This window comes from Pseudomonas sp. NPDC096950 (assembly GCF_044762525.1).
In the GTDB taxonomy this organism is placed as follows: domain Bacteria; phylum Pseudomonadota; class Gammaproteobacteria; order Pseudomonadales; family Pseudomonadaceae; genus Aquipseudomonas.
This window is the reverse complement of sequence record NZ_JBIWEL010000001.1, coordinates 444,895-460,428: the sequence shown is the minus strand read 5'-3', so window position 1 is coordinate 460,428 and position 15,534 is coordinate 444,895. Positions and strand designations below refer to the sequence as shown.

The window sequence follows — 15,534 nt, the reverse complement described above, 5'->3', positions numbered from 1 at the left end:
GTGTCTGGGCATTCGTCAGCTACCGCCGAACCAGTTGTAGCCCTGGTCTTCCCAGTAGCCGCCCGGGTAGGTGTTAGTGACGAAAATCGCCTGGATGTGTTTCGGGTTCTTGTAGCCAAGCTTGGTCGGCATGCGCAGCTTCATCGGGAAGCCGTATTCACGGGGCAGCACGGCGCCGTCGTAGGTCAGCGTCAGCAGGGTTTGCGCATGCAGCGCGGTGGCCATGTCGATGCTGGTGTAGTAATCGTCGGCGCATTTGAAGCCGACGTACTTGGCATCGGTATCGGCGCCGACGCGTTTGAGGAAATCACTGAAGCGCACCCCGCCCCAGCGGCCGATGGCGCTCCAGCCTTCGACGCAAATGTGTCGGGTGATCTGGTCGGTTTGCGCCATCGCACGCAATTCTTCGAGCTTCCAGCTGCGCTTGTCGGCGACCATGCCGGTGACTTCCAGTCGATAGCTTTCTTCCTCGACGGTGGGTGCCTCGTCGATGCCGTAAAAGGCATTGAAGGGAAACGGTCGGGTGATCATCGACTCGGGATAGGTCGGCGCCATGGCGTTGGGGTTGAACAGCCAGCCCTGGACCCGATCGTTGAAGCGGGACATCGAGGACAGCGCGGTTTCGACGCTGTCGTTGTCGGTGATGTTGCAACCCGACAACATGGCTACGCCGCCGAGGGTCAGGCCGCGTAACAGGAACGAGCGCCGGGAGCGGTCTTCGATTTGTGGCGCCAATACCTTCCTGGCTTCGCTCAGGATGGACGACTCGTCGAGTCCTTCGATGCGCTTTTTCATACGGACTCCTTGCGACCAACGATCATGTACCACAACGTTTTTGGCACCAGCAGCACCATTACCAGGTGCACCACGATGAACGCCACCAACAGCGACATCGCGATGAAATGCACCTGCCGCGCCCCTTCGTAACCGCCCAGCAATTCACGCAACAGCGGGAACTGCACGGACTTCCACAGCACCAGCCCGGAGATCACCATCAGCGTGATGTCGAGCATGACGAACAGGTAGGCAAAGCGCTGAACCTGGTTGTAATGACTAAGATCGGCATGCCCCAGTCGCCCTCTCAATGCCGCCCACAAGTCATGCAGGATTCCTTTGGGCGATACCGGGAAAAACCGTCGAAACAGGCGACCGCTGGCGAGGTTGATGATCAGGTAGATGAGGCCGTTGACGGCGAGGAACCACATCGCCGCGAAATGCCACTGCAACGCGCCGCCGAGCCAGCCGCCGAGGGTGAGCGATGCCGGGAAGCTGAAGTCGTAGAGCGGCGAGGCGTTATAGATGCGCCAGCCGCTGGCGATCATGACCACGACGGCCAGGGCGTTGAGCCAATGGGTCAGGCGCAGCCAGCGTGGGTGGCTGGCCTTGGGTGAGGCAGTTGGCTGCGACATGTCCGGCTCCCGGTTGGTGTTCGTTGGGGCCAAGTATGGGAGCCGGAAGATCGCCAAATCCTCACGTAAAGTTAAATTAAACGTGATAACTATCCGGGGGTGGCCGGGGTGCATTTGTGGTTAAAATGCCGCCCACTCACATTGCCGACGTTGCCTGATGAACCCTGACGCCCTCGCCACGCTGAACACCCACTTGCTGACCGCCCTCGCCGCTGCTCCGGCCGAAACCCGTCGTTTGTTTCACGGGCGCGGGCGTTGCTGGCCGGGCCTGGAGCAACTGACCGTGGACTGGTTGCAGGGTGTGGTGCTGGTGTCGTTGTTCAAGGAACCGGAACCGCAGCAGCTGGAAGACTTGAAGCAGTTGTTGATGGGCGTTACCCAGTCGCCCGAATGGCGACAGTCCGGCGCTCACACGCTGCTGCTGCAACACCGCTACCTGTTGCAAAGCACCACCGAATGGCTGCTGGGTGATGCGCTCGATGAGATGACCATCACCGAGGGCGGCCTCAAATATCGCGTGGACCTGGGTCGCAAACAGAACGCCGGGCTGTTCCTCGATATGCGCTATGGCCGCGATTGGGTACGGGCCAATGCCGAGGGCAAGCGGGTGTTGAACCTGTTCGCCTACACCTGCGGGTTTTCCGTGACGGCCGTCGAGGGTTGCGCGGCGCATGTGGTCAACCTGGACATGTCCAGTTCGGCGCTGAGCCGTGGCCGCGATAATCACCGACTCAACGGCCATGACTTGAGCAAGGTGACGTTCCTCGGCCATGACCTGTTCAAGTCCTGGGGCAAGGTGATCGGCAAGGGGCCGTATGACCTGGTGATCATTGATCCGCCGTCGTTTCAGAAAGGCAGTTTTTTGCTGACCAAGGATTACCAACGGGTGCTGCGTCGGTTGCCGGAACTGCTCACCGAACAGGGCACGGTGCTGGCCTGCATGAACGACCCGGCGTTTGGTTCGGACTTCCTGATTGATGGTGTTACCCGTGAGGCGCCGAGCTTGCGCTTTGTGCAGCGGCTGGAGAATCCGCCGGAGTTTCCGGATGCGGATATGGAATGCGGACTGAAGGCGTTGGTGTTTCGGCAGGGGGATTGAGGCGCGGCATTCGCGAGCAGGCTCGCTCCCACAGGTGATTGGGGCTGACCACCAATACTGCGCCCACTGGAGAACCAATGTGGGAGCGAGCCTGCTCGCGAAAGTGATCTAGCAGGCAATGCGATGTTGGCTGTGGCTGAGTCTTCGCGAGCAGGCTCGCTCCCACAAGGGAGCTTCAGTGAAGCGTTTTACTTCGGTTGCAGCACCAGCGCAAACAGCTCGCCATGTCCGCTGACATTGAGCTTGTGGTAGAGGTTGCGCCGATGCACCTTCACCGTTTCCGGTGAGATGTTCAGTTGCTGGGCGATGGCTTTGCTCGAGAAGCCCTGGAGGATCAGGCGCGCGGTTTCGACTTCACGCACCGTCAGGCGCGCGTCGAAGCGATCGAGCAAGGTCGCCAGATCCCCGGCCACCGCCGTCGGGCCTTCCGGTGGCACGAGTTGCAGGTGTCGGCCTATCGCGGCCAGCACCCAGTCACGCACGCACAGCAAGCGCCCCTGTTCTTCAAGGGTGAATCGCGTAGCACGCCCAAGGGACAAACCGAGCACGGCGTCGTCCACATTGATCATGAATTGCATCTCGTCACCGCCCACCACCGAGCGGAAGTAGCTCTGGTAGTACTCGCTCTGCTGAAACTGGTCCGGAGCCACTGAGTCGAGGCAGTGCAAGCCGTCGGTGATGCCGGCGCAGACGGCTTGATAGAAAGGATCGAGCAAGTACATGCCGGCGCTGTAGCGGGCCAGTTCCTCGTCTTCGGGGGCATTGGCCCGGGAGTCGAAATCAATCAGCAGCCGTGGCACCCGCCCGGTGCGCATCACCGCGACCAACGCGTTATCCAGCGGCACCAGCACGCGCAAGGTATCCACCAGCGCACGCCAGAACCCGTCTTGGCCGAGGGTGCCGAACACCCGCGCCAAACCTTGATGCACCGGCAACTCTTTCAACAACCCGTCCACGTCCTACCCCTTTCGAGTAACCCATGATGGGAATGGGTGACCACCCTCCCCCTCGATACGCTGCAAGCTCCTGATTATCACCGGCCTGCAGCAGGCCAGGAGCGCCGCATCATGAGTGGTCACCGAACGTATATCAACCTGGGACTGAGCGCCTGTCTATCGACCTGTATAGCGGTCGCGGCGGCGGATGAGCCCACCGTGCACGTCTACAACTGGTTTGACTACATCGGCCCGACCACGCTGAAGGATTTCCAGCGCGACACCGGGATCAAACCCGTCTATGACACCTTCGACAGCGGCGAAGTACTGGAAGCCAAGCTGATGACAGGTCACAGCGGTTATGACGTGGTGGTGGCCAGTAACTTCATTCTGCCGGCCCTGATCAAGGCCGGAGCCTTGCAGAAACTTGACCGTAGCCAACTGACCAATCTGCAACACATTGACCCGGTCTTGCTGGAAAAGCTGCGCGCGAACGACCCGGACAACCAATACGCCGTTCCTTACCTATGGGGCACCGACGGCATTGGCTATAACGTTGACAAGGTCCGCGCAGCCCTGGGCGATCAGGCGCCGGTGAACTCCTGGGATCTGCTATTCAAAGAAGAAAACCTGGCCAAGCTCAGCCAATGTGGCGTAGGGGTTTTGGACGCTCCCGCCGAAATCATCCCGATCGCCCTGCACTATCTCGGCCTGCCGCCTAACAGCAGTAACCCCGCGGACTACAAAAAAGCTGAAGCACTGCTGCTCAAGTTGCGCCCGTACATCACCTATTTCAATTCGTCGAAGATCCAGACCGACCTGGCCAACGGCGACATCTGCGTCGCCTTGACGTGGTCCGGTACCGTGTTCGGTGCCATGCAAGCCGCCAATGAAGCCGCAAAAGGCGTAAAGATTGAATACAGCATCCCGATCGAAGGTGCGCCGCTGTGGACCGACAACCTGGTCATGGTCAAGGACGGCAGCAATCCAAAACAGGGACTGGCCTTTATCAACTACCTGCTACGCCCTGAAGTGATCGCCCCGGCCACTAACCTGGCGCTCACCGCCAACGCCAACAAAGACGCGACCGCGTTGCTCTCGGACGAGGTCCGCGAGTTCAGCAACATCTATCCCTCGGCCGAGGTGATCGCCAAGGCATTCACCCTGCAACCGCAGCCCCATGAGATCGAACGTGTCCGCACACGCTCCTGGAGCAACATCAAGAACGGCAACTGAGCCGGCCTCCACCCCTCCTGTTTAACTTGCCTGAGAGTTCCTGCATGAAACCACGTGCCCGCGATTTGAATATCCCGTTCGGCCAGTTGCAACCCGGCCCGCTGAATGCCATCACCGACGTACCCGGCGTGCGCGTCGGCCACAGTGATGTGCGAGGCCGCACCGCTCAGGGCCGCGACATCCTGACCGGCGTCACCGTGATCGAACCCCGCCTCGGTTCCACCAGCCAACAGCCGTGTTTTGCCGGGGTCCATGTGCTTAACGGCAACGGCGATGCGACCGGGTTGGAATGGATTCGCGAGGCAGGCCTGTTGACCAGTCCGATCGCCTTCACCAACACCCACAGCCTGGGCGTGGTGCGCGACGCGCTGATTGTGCTGGACCGCGAACAGCAACCGGATGACGGGCGACTCTACTGGAACATGCCGGTGGTGCTGGAGACGTTTGACGGCTTGCTCAACGACATCAACGGCTTTCATGTGAAGCCCGAGCACGTAGCCGAAGCCTTGCGCACGGCGGTAGGCGGCCCGGTGAGCGAGGGTAATGTCGGTGGCGGCAGCGGCATGATCTGCCATGAATTCAAGGGCGGGATCGGCACCGCGTCCCGGCGCCTGATCGGCGCCCAGGGTGGCTGGACGGTGGGCGCCATCGTCCAGGCCAACCACGGGATTCGCCACGAATTGCGGGTCGATGGCTACCCCGTCGGGCGCTATATGGAAAAGGCCGACTCTCCATTCCTCAAAGCGTCACTGCCGCATCCAGGCATGGGTTCGATCGTCGTCTGCCTGGCCACCGATGCGCCATTGCTGCCGCACCAGTGCACCCGCCTCGCGCAACGTGCCAGCCTGGGCCTGGCCCGCACCGGCGGTGGTAATGAAGATCACAGCGGCGACATCTTCATTGCCTTTTCCACCGGCAACGACGTGCCACCCGCCGCTTATGAAAGCAAGAAAGCGCCGACCTGCGACAACCTGCGCATGGTCAACAACGACCACATCAGCGAACTGTTCCTCGCCGCCACCGAAGCGGTGGAAGAAGCGATCATCAATGCGTTGCTGGCGGGTGAAACCGCAGAGGGCAATGGCCATGCGGTGCCGGGGCTGGATGCCGCGACGTTGCTCAAAGCCTTGCGCCAGGCGGGTTGGCCGGGGCCAGTTTAAACACCACTAATCCCCTTGTGGGAGCGAGCCTGCTCGCGAAGGCGGTGGGTCAGTCAATCTCGATGTCGACTGACACTCCGCCTTCGCGAGCAGGCTCGCTCCCACAGGGGGGGGGATCGGTGGTGCTCACACGGTCTCGGTTACTTCAGATGATTTGAAGAGTTTTCGGCCCAGGGTCCGCGCTGTCTTCAAGTGGACCTGTGGCGCCTGGGTTTCCGAGTCCAGCAACAGTTCGGACGTGACCACCCGCGCACCGCAGTACTCGAAGATGCCATGGTCGATCTGGGTCTTCATCGCCTCGTCGTAACCATGTCGCGTAAACGACCCGGCATCGGCGCCGCCCACGCCGACCAGATGCACCCGCAAGTGACCCAGCTTCTGTACGAATGGCTTGTCCAGACTGAAGTCGAACGCCCAGCCATTGGAGAACACGCGGTCAATCCAGCCCTTGAGCAGCGCCGGCATCGACCACCAGAAAACGGGATAGACCAGCACCAACGCATCGGCGCGCTCGATCCGGGCCTGTTCGGCGAGGACATCGGCGGGCGGCGGCGCTTCGCGATGGTGAACGGCCATGTCTGCCGTGCCGAACCGTGGATCAAAGCCTTGGGCCGAGAGGTCGGCGATTTCATAGGTGTTGCTGGAGTCGGCGGAGGTCAGGCCTTCGGCGATTTGCCGGGCGAGGCTGTGGGTGAGCGATTGGGGATTGGGATGAGCCACGACGATCAGTGCGTGCATGCTGAAACTCCTGATTGAGAGCACAGGGCGGACCTTATATACTCTTGGTAAGTTACGATCAGTAAGTTACTTTTGGTACATAGTCATGTCAAGCACCGAAAACACCGAGCAGGATTCCACACCACAACCCCGTCGCCGCCTGTCCCGCGAGGACCGCCAACGCCAATTACTGGATGTCGCCTGGCAGATGGTCAGGGAGGAAGGTACGGATGCGTTGACCCTCGGGCGCCTCGCCGAACTGGCGGGCGTGACCAAACCGGTGGTCTATGACCACTTCACCACGCGCTCGGGTTTGCTGGCGGCGTTGTACCAGGATTTCGACGCCCGGCAGACCGCGATCATGGACGCCGCGTTGCTGACCTGCGAACCGACTCTGGACAGCACCGCCGGGATAATTGCGTCGTCCTATGTGGCGTGCGTGCTGACCCAGGGCAACGAAATTTCCGGGGTGATTGCCGCGCTGGCGAGTTCGCCGGAACTGGAGAAAATCAAGCGCGAGTACGAGGCGATTTTCCTCAACAAATGCCAGGACGTCTTGCAGCCTTTCGCTGGAGCAAACACGATCAGACCCGCGAGTCTGCGGGCGATGCTGGGTGCAGCGGAGGCCTTGTCGAACGCGGCGGCGACGGGGGAAATTACTGCTGGGCAGGCGCAGGAAGAACTGTTCGAAACGATCAAGGCGATGGTCGAGAGAACAACGCGCAATATCTGACGCCACCACTATCCCCTGTGGGAGCGGGCTTGCTCGCGAAGGCGTCGTGTCAGTCGACATATCTATTGACTGACCCACCGCTTTCGCGAGCAAGCCCGCTCCCACAGGGGGATTTTCTACAGTTGGGAGATTTTCATTGGTCGCCGGTTGCGCCCGTGGAAATCGATCGCCACGCCGCTTCCGCCAGCATGTCTCTGTAGACCATCGGGCGGCCCTTCACCCGGCCCGATAACCAGGTCCGGCAGTAGCTGTCCGCCTGGCCGATGATCAGCGACAGCATCAACTCGGCCGGCACACCTTTCAACTCATCGCCCCGGTCCGGGGCTGACAGCCATTCCCACAGCGTGCGGTTGCGGGTTTTGTTGCGGGTGGCCAGTTCATCCTTGAACGGTCCTTTGGTCACGGCAAATCGCGCGTGGTACTGAAACCGCGCCCACTCGGGTTGGTTATCGACCCAGTCCACATAGCTGTGCACCAGCGCGTAAATCCCCTCCTGCGTGGTGCCGGCGTCGGCCAAGTATTGGTCGCGAAGCTGCGCCTGATCATCCAGCGCGGTGAAAAACAGCGCAGCCACCAAGCCTTCCTTGTTACCAAAATGGTGGTAGATCGCGCCGACGCTGGTATCGCATTCGGCGCGAATCATCTCGATGGTCGTGGCCTCGATCCCCTGTTCGTTAAACAGCCTTAGGGCTTTTCTGAAGATGTCGCGCTTGAGTTCGGCTCTTCGTCCGGGGTAGCAGCGCTCGAGTAAATCTGCGGTTTCCATGCTGAACACAGGCTCAAAAAATCAACGATAAGACAGGCGGTTGCCCACGGATAAGTCGCGCTAGGTTGACAGATTTCCTTTCGACAGAATACTGTTCCGTTACAGAACATTATTCTGTTACGGAACATCATTCTGTAAAACGACCTTTCAAGAGGCTTCAACATGAACCAGTTTCTCAGCATGTTCACCAGCGCCGGCCCCGAAGCATTCAGCCAAATGGCCTGCAAGGTGGCGCCCTACTTCAGCACCATCAACCCGCTGGTGTCGGAACTGCGTCCAGGTTATGCGAGCGTGCAGGTGCCGTTTTCCCGGGAGATCACCAACCACTTGGGCACCGTGCACGCGATTGCCATGTGCAATGCCGCGGAACTGGCCGCCGGGACAATGACCGACGTTTCGATTCCCGAAGGCGCACGCTGGATTCCGAAAGGGATGACGGTCGAGTACCTGGCGAAGGCCAAGACTGATGTGACGGCGGTGGCCAACGGGGAGGCGGTTGACTGGCTGACGGGTGGCGACAAGATCGTGCCGGTGGATGTTCACGATGCCGAGGGCAAGAAGGTGTTCACGGCGCGGATTACCATGAACGTGAAGCTTTCATAATCTTCAACTGTGGGAGCGGGCTTGCTCGCGAAGGCGTTGTGTCAGTCGACATATCTATTGACTGATCCACCGCCTTCGCGAGCAAGCCCGCTCCCACAGGGAATCTTCTGTGTTGGGTTGAGCCGGGTTAGACCAACCGCAGCCGAGGCGTCATGGCCGGCACCGCCTCATCCCCCAACCGCTCCCGCACAAATTCATTCGCCTTGCGCGTCAGTTGGTCCAGATGCCGGTCCCGCTGTTTCTCGGCATCGGTCATCGCCCGCTTGCCGTTCCTTTGCAGCAGATACGTATGAATCTGTCGCACTTCCAGGGAGCTGTAGATCGGAGCCGTGTCCAGCACCGCCATCAAGCCATCCGTGCCGTAATCGCGGGTGTTCATCAAAACTTGAGTTCCGCGCACACCCAACACCTGGAAGCCCATCACCTCGAAATACGCGACTTTGCCAACACTGCAGCTCAGTTCGGCGTGTGGATAGCGTCCGACCATTTCCCGCAGCATCGTCCGGGCGATGCCCTGGCCGCGATGGCTGGCAGCGACGGCCATATAAGCCACGCCACACGCCTCGGGATCGTCCTTGACCGGCAGGTACAGCACGAAACCGATGACCTTTTCCGGATCGTCCACGTCCGTGGCCACGATCAACTCGACCGCAATGCCCTTGGCCCCGTTCAACGCCTCCAGATAAAGGTGAACCTCATAGCCGATTGCGTACTGGTACACGTTGTACAGCAGGTTGCTCGGCGGCAGCGCCACGGCGCTGATGTCGGTCAGGTTGTCGACCACCAGTTGCAGGATCTGGCTGGTGATGTGCTCGGGGCACGGGGTTTTGAAATGGCTGATCTGGGGCATTGCGCGGCTGACTCCGACGGTTAAGGCGTACCCGTGACGTGAAGAATGCGTCGCGAGCCCGGCCATCATAACGCGCGCTGGGGTCATTCCCCGAAACTGAGGGATTTCCCCAGTGAAACCGGCCTTCTTACACAAACAGAAAACAATTCAACCCATTGATTAACAAACGATTTAAACAAGAAATCACCCCATGGCGCGACTTTTGCCTTGTTCCTCAACGACGCACCGACTGCCCTCGCCACTTGGTGATGGCTGCTATCGCTGTGCCGGCCTGACGCAAGGGGAAAAAAATGAAAAGCCCAGCATCGGAGCACCGCTTGCCCAACTGTTTGCTGGGTTCGGGTGTCGCTTCCGCCATGCTCATCACTTTCGGCCTGGCCACGGTCAGCGCTGCACCGCTTGATGATGTCGGGCAACCGCCACCGACGGATCCCTCGGCCTATGCCAATCCCCCGGCCGACCCAAAAGCCGCACTGGATGCGCTGGGACTCTTGCCGGAGGCCAATCAGGGCGCCATCGCCCTGCCCAACGGCGTATTCGGCGACAGGGACACGCCGCGGGCTGACAACGTGCTGCCACCGAGCGTGCAGACCTCGTTCAACTTCCCCACTAACGGTAAACCCAGCCCCTTGTTCGGGGCCGAACCGTTTACCCAGCAACTGCTGCTGTTTGAAGAATTCGGTCCGGAAAAACTCGACCCGACCACCCCGCCGCCGCTCCTGACATTCCCGGTGCCCACCACCGGGCCGGCGCCCCAGCAGGACCCGAACAACGTCGCCCGCAGTGGTCCGTCGAGTGCCGCGATGGAAGCATTCATGCGCCAGCCGGGGTTGTTTCCGTTCCCGTCGCAGTTTTCCAACGTGCTGGACCGCAACCCCTGGAAGGCGCAGATCGAAGCCTTCCTCAACCGCCACCCGGTCGGTTCGCCCGCCGAGGGTCGGCCACCGGGAAAAGGCTGGTCGCACCAGCGCTGGAACGAGTTTTACCCGCAGGTTCAATACAAGACCGTGCAAATGGGCGCGCGGACCAACCAGGGCCTGCGCGACCGCAAACAATTGCACAACTACGCTGCCGGTGAATTCGCGCCCGGCGGGCTCTACTACCAAACCTCGGACATCCCGGAAACCGCCGGCACCACTAAAGGCATCGACGTGCGTTTCCATTCGAAAATGCCGTTGCAAAACCACAACTCGCTGTGGACGTTCGACGGCACCGTGCCGCCCAAACTGCTGATGGTCCGCTACGGCCAACCGCTGCTGATGCGTCACTACAACGCCCTGCCGATTGACCCGTCGGCCAACGCCGGTTTTGGCCTGCACACCATCAGCACCCACGAACACAACGGTCATTCCCCCGCGGAAAGCGACGGCTATGCCAACGCATTCTTCTTTCCGGGGCAGTACTACGATTATCGCTGGCCGCTGCAACTGGCCGGCTACGACACGATCAACACCACGGCGCAGGACCCGCGCGCAGCATTCCCTTGTGCACCGGGCGAAACCCTGTACGTCAACGACGCCAACCCCGGCCTCAAGACCTGCGACCACGGCAGCATCAAGATCCGTGGCGACTGGCGCGAGACCATGAGCACCCACTGGTTCCACGACCACATGCTCGATTTCACCGCGCAGAACGTCTACAAGGGCAACGCGGTGATGATGAACTACTACAGCGCCCTCGATCGCGGTAACGAAGCGCTCGAGGATGGCGTGAACCTGCGCTTGCCCAGCGGTTCGGCGCTGCCGTGGGGCAACCGCGACTACGACGTCAACCTGGTGGTCGCTGACAAAGCCTGGGACGAAAACGGCCAGTTGTGGTTCAACCCGTTCAATACCGACGGCTTTCTCGGCGATCAGATCCTGGTCAATTGGCAATATCAACCACGCCTGAAAGTGCGGGCGCGCAGCTATCGCTTTCGCATCCTCAACGGTTCGGTGTCGCGCTATTTCAAAATGGCCCTGGTGCGTGAAATCAGCGGCAATGGCGGCGAGTTTCCGGGGCCGGCAGGCTCGGGAGTGTCCTACAACCGGGTGCCGTTCCACCTGATCGGCAACGACGGCAACATCATGGAACACGCCGTGCCCTTTGACGGCAGCATGGACCTGGATGGCGACGGTGATCGGCAGGACCACAATGCAATCCTGCCGACACAGGGCATCGCCGAGCGCTACGACATCATTGTCAACTTCGCGAAAAACGGGATCAAAACCGGCGACAAGCTGTACTTCGTCAACCTGCTGGAGCACAAGACCGGCAAGGGGCCGGAGAAAAACGAACTGTCGCTGGCCGACGTGCTGTCAGAAAAATACAAAGCGGTGATCAAGCAGACCAGCAAAGGCCCGCAATGGGACAAGGGCGACCCGACGGTGGGGAAATTCCTGCAACTGCTGGTGATGCCCTATTCCGGCCAGGATCAAAGCATGGACCCGGTCGCGTACGAACCGGCTAAACCGGGTAAACCCGCCGGCAAGGTCATGATCCCGCTGACCATCGATCGCGACAACGCGAACGACCAGGCGAAACTGAAAGTGGCGCGGCACCGCGAGTTCATTTTCGGTCGCTCCGACGGCACCGATGAAGCGCCCTGGACCGTCAAGACGGATGGCGGTTTTGGCTACAACATGGACCCGCGCCGGCTCAGCGCCGCGCCGCAATTGGCCAACGGCCCGACCGATGCCGGGTTCTCCGGCGACGGCACGCTTGAAGTCTGGAAAATCAAGAACGGCGGCAACGGCTGGAACCACCCGGTGCACGTGCATTTTGAAGAAGGGGTCATCCTCAGCCGCGACGGCAAGCCGCCGCCGGAGTGGGAGAAAGGCGCGCGCAAGGATGTCTATCGCATCGGCGAAGGGATCGACAGTTCGGTGGATGTCGAAATGGCTATCCACTTCCGCGAGTTCGCCGGCACGTACATGGAGCACTGCCACAATACCCAGCACGAGGACTCTTCGATGCTGCTGCGTTGGGATGTCGAGCATCCCGGCCAGTTCCAGTTGATGCCAACGCCGCTGCCGGGTTGGGACGGCGTCACCTATGTGAACTCCGCCGCACTGCCAACCTTCCGCACCGGCGATCAAGATGATGATCACGAAGGCCAGAACAAGAAACCTGTGGCCAACCCTGACGTCGCCACCAGCAACAATGGCCTGCCGCTGACCATTAACGTGCTGGCCAATGACACCGACCCCGACGGCAACCTGCCGCTCAAAGTGGTGGGCCTGAGCCAGCCGGATTCCGGCCAGGGCACAGTCAGCACCGACGGCGTGCGGGTGATCTACACACCACCGGCCGTGGTCGCTACGCCGTTCACCGCACTCTTCACCTATAACGCCAGTGACGCCAAGGACGCCGTCTCGGAAAACCCGGCAACAGTGTCGGTATCCGTCGCGGCTACGGCAACCGTCAACGAAGACCTGCAAGTGACCAGCGCTTCCGTCACCACCCGCAGCAATAACCGCAACACCTGGGACATCGCCGGGACGACCTCGCGAGGGACGGGCAACACCATCACCGTGACTGCGACGACTACCGGCGGACCGCTGAACCTGGGGACCGCAACCCTCACGCCGACCGGCACGGGTGCGCGCTGGAGGGTGTCCGTCACGACCACCGGCAATGGTCCGACACCGAACCCGACGATCACCGTCAGTTCGGCGCTCGGCAAGACAGTCACGGCGCCGATAGCGGCGCATTGAAGTCACCTCGTTTGACGCCCGGTCCATGCAATGTGGACCGGGCGCCCATCGATTACGGATCAATCGGTCCAAATAGAGCGGATCGCCGGCCCGTTTTTCCCCTCAGGCAATCCGCCTAAGGTGGCCTCCATCACTTACCGGAGGTCACCATGAATCACCCTACCCTGCTTTCCACGATCCAGATCGGCCCACACAATCTCACCCACCGCGTGGTCATGGCACCGCTGACCCGCATGCGTTCCGAGCCCGGCGACTTGCCGGGTGCGCTGATGGCCGAGTACTACTCGCAACGGGCCACCGACGGCGGCTTGATCATTTCCGAAGCCACGGTCGTGTCCACCACCGGCAACGGTTACCTCGGCTCGCCGGGCCTGTACAACGATGCGCAGATTCCTGGCTGGAAAGCCATCACCGAGGCGGTGCATGCCAAGGGTGGAAAGATTTTCCTGCAACTGTTCCACGCCGGTCGCCAATCCCACAGCGACATGCAGCCCAACGGCGCGCAACCGGTGGCACCGTCAGCGGTTGGGTGCCGAGCACGCCGCATCGCGCACTCAGCGAAGCGGAAGTCGAAGCACTGGTGGAAGATTTCCGCAGCGCCGCGCAACGGGGCCTGGCCGCCGGTTGTGACGGCGTGGAAATCCACGGTGCCAACGGTTACCTGATCGACCAGTTCTTGCAGGACGGCAGCAACCGCCGCACCGACGCCTATGGCGGCACCATCGCCAAGCGTTCGCGGTTTCTGCTGGACATCACCAACGCAGTGATTTCGGTCTGGGGCAGTGAGCGTGTCGCCGTGCGCCTCGGCCCAAGCGGTACGTTCGGAGACATGAAGGACAGCCATCCTGAAGCATTGTTTGTGTACGTCGCCGAGCAACTGGCGCCGTTGAAACTGGCGTATCTGCACTTGATCGAGCCGCGGGTGTTGGGCAATTCGATCGATGAGAGCAAGGACCAGAACCCGGTGGCGGCGCAGTTGATTCGTCGGCATTACGACGGTTTGATCATCGCGGCCGGTGGCTTTACCGCCGAGTCTGCCGAGCAGATCTTGCGGGCGGGTGATGCGGATCTGGTGGCGTTCGGTCGCGACTTTATTGCCAACCCGGATTTGCCTGAGCGTATTCGTCACGGTCGGCCGTTGAATGCTTATGACCGGGATACGTTTTATGGCGGTACCGAGGTTGGGTTTACGGATTATCCGTTTTATCAACAAAGTGCCTGATTTGATCCGACCCTTGCGTTGAATGTCAGGCCCGCTTCGCGAGCAAGCCCGCTCCCACATTTGATCTTCAGCGAACACAGAACGTGTGTTCGACGCAGATCCGGTGTGGGAGCGGGCTTGCTCGCGAATGAGGCACCTCGGTTTCCCTGCCTGCCCCTTTGCAAATCCCCCGCCCGCCTCTACTCTGCTTCAACCCTCCTGCCTCGAGCACACCTCCCATGATGGACAGCCTCAGCGGTATCACGGCCTTCATTCAGGTGGCCGAAACCCGCAGCTTCACCGAAGCCGGGCGCCTGTTGGAAATCTCCTCTTCGGCCGTGGGAAAAAGCGTGGCGCGCATGGAAGAACGCCTGGGCGTGCGGCTGTTCCATCGCAGCACCCGCAGCGTCACCCTGACCACCGAAGGCGAGCTGTTCCTGGACCGTTGCAAGCGCATCCTCAGCGAAGTGGAAGCCGCGCAAATGGAACTGCTGGAATTGTCCGCCACGCCCAAGGGCAAGGTACGCATCAGCGTGCCGATTCAGAACGTGCTGATCATGCCGGTGCTGGCCGGGTTCATGCGCGCCTACCCGGATATCGAGCTGGACGTGGACATGTCCGACCGCATGGTGGACGTGATCGAGGAAGGGTTCGATGCGGTGATCCGCACCGGTGCGCCGCAGGATTCGCGGCTGATGGCGCGCAAGTTGGGTGGCTATCAGTTGCAGCTGGTGGCATCGCCGGAATACCTGGAACGCCATGGCGAACCGATGCACCCGGACGAGTTGATCAACCACGTGGCCCTGCTGCACAAGTTTCCGGCGACGGGAATGATCGAACGCTGGCCACTACGGATTGGCGAGACGCACATCGAGCCGAATCTATCGAAGGCCATGGCTTGCACCACGATGGATCCGCTGACGTATCTGGCGCTGGATGGGGTGGGGATTGCCTGCCTGCCGGATTTTTCAATCCGTCAGCCATTGGCCGATGGCAGGCTGAAGGTGGTGTTGGCGGACTATACCGACCACACCGGCAACCTGTGGATGCTCTGGCCTGCATCGAAGCAGACCGCACCGAGGCTGCGGGTGCTGATCGATTTTTTCAAAGACAACATCTTGAAGGTTTGA

At 60.8% G+C, this 15,534-nt stretch carries 13 protein-coding genes and 1 pseudogene; 8 read left to right on the top strand and 6 right to left on the bottom strand.

All coding sequences use genetic code 11. The annotated features are described in order from the left end of the window. Positions 1-15: 15 nt before the first annotated feature. Positions 16-795: a molybdopterin-dependent oxidoreductase gene (locus ACIQY3_RS02335; protein WP_403016861.1), complete on the bottom strand. Its 780-nt coding sequence runs from the start codon at positions 793-795 to the stop codon at positions 16-18. After that, on the bottom strand, positions 792-1,409 hold the full coding sequence (locus ACIQY3_RS02330; RefSeq protein WP_403016859.1) for a cytochrome b/b6 domain-containing protein: 618 nt from the start codon (positions 1,407-1,409) through the stop codon (positions 792-794). Before ACIQY3_RS02330 ends, ACIQY3_RS02335 begins: the two co-directional genes overlap by 4 nt. A 157-nt stretch (positions 1,410-1,566) precedes the next feature. Between ACIQY3_RS02330 and ACIQY3_RS02325 the strand changes: the two genes are divergently transcribed. Next, the gene (locus ACIQY3_RS02325; RefSeq protein WP_403016857.1) at positions 1,567-2,508 is read left to right on the top strand and encodes a class I SAM-dependent methyltransferase; all 942 of its coding nucleotides are present in this window, start codon (positions 1,567-1,569) and stop codon (positions 2,506-2,508) included. 188 nt (positions 2,509-2,696) lie between these two features. Here ACIQY3_RS02325 and ACIQY3_RS02320 read toward each other — a convergent pair whose 3' ends face one another. After that, positions 2,697-3,464, bottom strand: a complete 768-nt coding sequence (locus tag ACIQY3_RS02320; RefSeq protein ID WP_403016855.1) for a LuxR C-terminal-related transcriptional regulator — start codon at positions 3,462-3,464, stop codon at positions 2,697-2,699. Between the two features lie 111 nt (positions 3,465-3,575). Between ACIQY3_RS02320 and ACIQY3_RS02315 the strand changes: the two genes are divergently transcribed. Both ACIQY3_RS02315 and ACIQY3_RS02310 read left to right on the top strand, forming a co-directional pair. After that, positions 3,576-4,679: a polyamine ABC transporter substrate-binding protein gene (locus ACIQY3_RS02315; protein WP_403016853.1), complete on the top strand. Its 1,104-nt coding sequence runs from the start codon at positions 3,576-3,578 to the stop codon at positions 4,677-4,679. A 44-nt stretch (positions 4,680-4,723) separates the two neighbouring features. Further along, complete coding sequence (locus tag ACIQY3_RS02310; RefSeq protein WP_403016851.1) at positions 4,724-5,839, top strand: P1 family peptidase; 1,116 nt, start codon at positions 4,724-4,726, stop codon at positions 5,837-5,839. Between the two features lie 126 nt (positions 5,840-5,965). Here ACIQY3_RS02310 and ACIQY3_RS02305 read toward each other — a convergent pair whose 3' ends face one another. Continuing rightward, positions 5,966-6,577 (bottom strand): NAD(P)H-dependent oxidoreductase, encoded by a 612-nt coding sequence (locus tag ACIQY3_RS02305; protein ID WP_403016849.1) that lies wholly within the window; start codon positions 6,575-6,577, stop codon positions 5,966-5,968. Positions 6,578-6,662: 85 nt separating this feature from the next. Here ACIQY3_RS02305 and ACIQY3_RS02300 point away from each other — a divergent pair, with 85 nt between their 5' ends. Next, positions 6,663-7,289, top strand: coding sequence for a TetR/AcrR family transcriptional regulator (locus tag ACIQY3_RS02300; protein WP_403016847.1), 627 nt, complete (start codon positions 6,663-6,665; stop codon positions 7,287-7,289). Positions 7,290-7,422: 133 nt separating this feature from the next. Here ACIQY3_RS02300 and ACIQY3_RS02295 read toward each other — a convergent pair whose 3' ends face one another. After that, entirely contained in the window at positions 7,423-8,055 is a 633-nt protein-coding gene (locus ACIQY3_RS02295) for a TetR/AcrR family transcriptional regulator (protein ID WP_403016845.1), read from the bottom strand. Positions 8,056-8,217: 162 nt separating this feature from the next. Between ACIQY3_RS02295 and ACIQY3_RS02290 the strand changes: the two genes are divergently transcribed. Further along, a complete protein-coding gene (locus tag ACIQY3_RS02290; protein ID WP_403016843.1) occupies positions 8,218-8,658 on the top strand; it encodes a hotdog fold domain-containing protein in 441 nt (146 codons plus the stop codon). A 127-nt stretch (positions 8,659-8,785) separates the two neighbouring features. On the opposite strand, the gene ACIQY3_RS02285 is transcribed toward ACIQY3_RS02290, so the two are convergent. Beyond that, on the bottom strand, positions 8,786-9,508 hold the full coding sequence (locus ACIQY3_RS02285) for a GNAT family N-acetyltransferase (RefSeq protein ID WP_403016841.1): 723 nt from the start codon (positions 9,506-9,508) through the stop codon (positions 8,786-8,788). Between the two features lie 290 nt (positions 9,509-9,798). Here ACIQY3_RS02285 and ACIQY3_RS02280 point away from each other — a divergent pair, with 290 nt between their 5' ends. The 3 genes and pseudogenes from ACIQY3_RS02280 (at position 9,799) to ACIQY3_RS02270 (ending at position 15,534) form a co-directional block, all read left to right on the top strand. Next, complete coding sequence (locus ACIQY3_RS02280; RefSeq protein ID WP_403016839.1) at positions 9,799-13,203, top strand: Ig-like domain-containing protein; 3,405 nt, start codon at positions 9,799-9,801, stop codon at positions 13,201-13,203. Positions 13,204-13,352: 149 nt separating this feature from the next. Further along, positions 13,353-14,425: pseudogene (locus ACIQY3_RS02275) on the top strand (alkene reductase). 221 nt (positions 14,426-14,646) lie between these two features. Next, positions 14,647-15,534, top strand: a complete 888-nt coding sequence (locus ACIQY3_RS02270; protein WP_403017632.1) for a LysR family transcriptional regulator — start codon at positions 14,647-14,649, stop codon at positions 15,532-15,534.

Bases quoted from the DNA above. Each gene is read 5' to 3' on its own strand.
- ACIQY3_RS02335 (WP_403016861.1), bottom strand. From the start codon at position 795: ATGAAAAAGCGCATCGAAGGACTCGACGAGTCGTCCATCCTGAGCGAA.
- ACIQY3_RS02330 (WP_403016859.1), bottom strand. From the start codon at position 1,409: ATGTCGCAGCCAACTGCCTCACCCAAGGCCAGCCACCCACGCTGGCTG.
- ACIQY3_RS02325 (WP_403016857.1), top strand. From the start codon at position 1,567: ATGAACCCTGACGCCCTCGCCACGCTGAACACCCACTTGCTGACCGCC.
- ACIQY3_RS02315 (WP_403016853.1), top strand. From the start codon at position 3,576: ATGAGTGGTCACCGAACGTATATCAACCTGGGACTGAGCGCCTGTCTA.
- ACIQY3_RS02310 (WP_403016851.1), top strand. From the start codon at position 4,724: ATGAAACCACGTGCCCGCGATTTGAATATCCCGTTCGGCCAGTTGCAA.
- ACIQY3_RS02305 (WP_403016849.1), bottom strand. From the start codon at position 6,577: ATGCACGCACTGATCGTCGTGGCTCATCCCAATCCCCAATCGCTCACC.
- ACIQY3_RS02300 (WP_403016847.1), top strand. From the start codon at position 6,663: ATGTCAAGCACCGAAAACACCGAGCAGGATTCCACACCACAACCCCGT.
- ACIQY3_RS02295 (WP_403016845.1), bottom strand. From the start codon at position 8,055: ATGGAAACCGCAGATTTACTCGAGCGCTGCTACCCCGGACGAAGAGCC.
- ACIQY3_RS02290 (WP_403016843.1), top strand. From the start codon at position 8,218: ATGAACCAGTTTCTCAGCATGTTCACCAGCGCCGGCCCCGAAGCATTC.
- ACIQY3_RS02285 (WP_403016841.1), bottom strand. From the start codon at position 9,508: ATGCCCCAGATCAGCCATTTCAAAACCCCGTGCCCCGAGCACATCACC.
- ACIQY3_RS02280 (WP_403016839.1), top strand. From the start codon at position 9,799: ATGAAAAGCCCAGCATCGGAGCACCGCTTGCCCAACTGTTTGCTGGGT.
- ACIQY3_RS02270 (WP_403017632.1), top strand. From the start codon at position 14,647: ATGGACAGCCTCAGCGGTATCACGGCCTTCATTCAGGTGGCCGAAACC.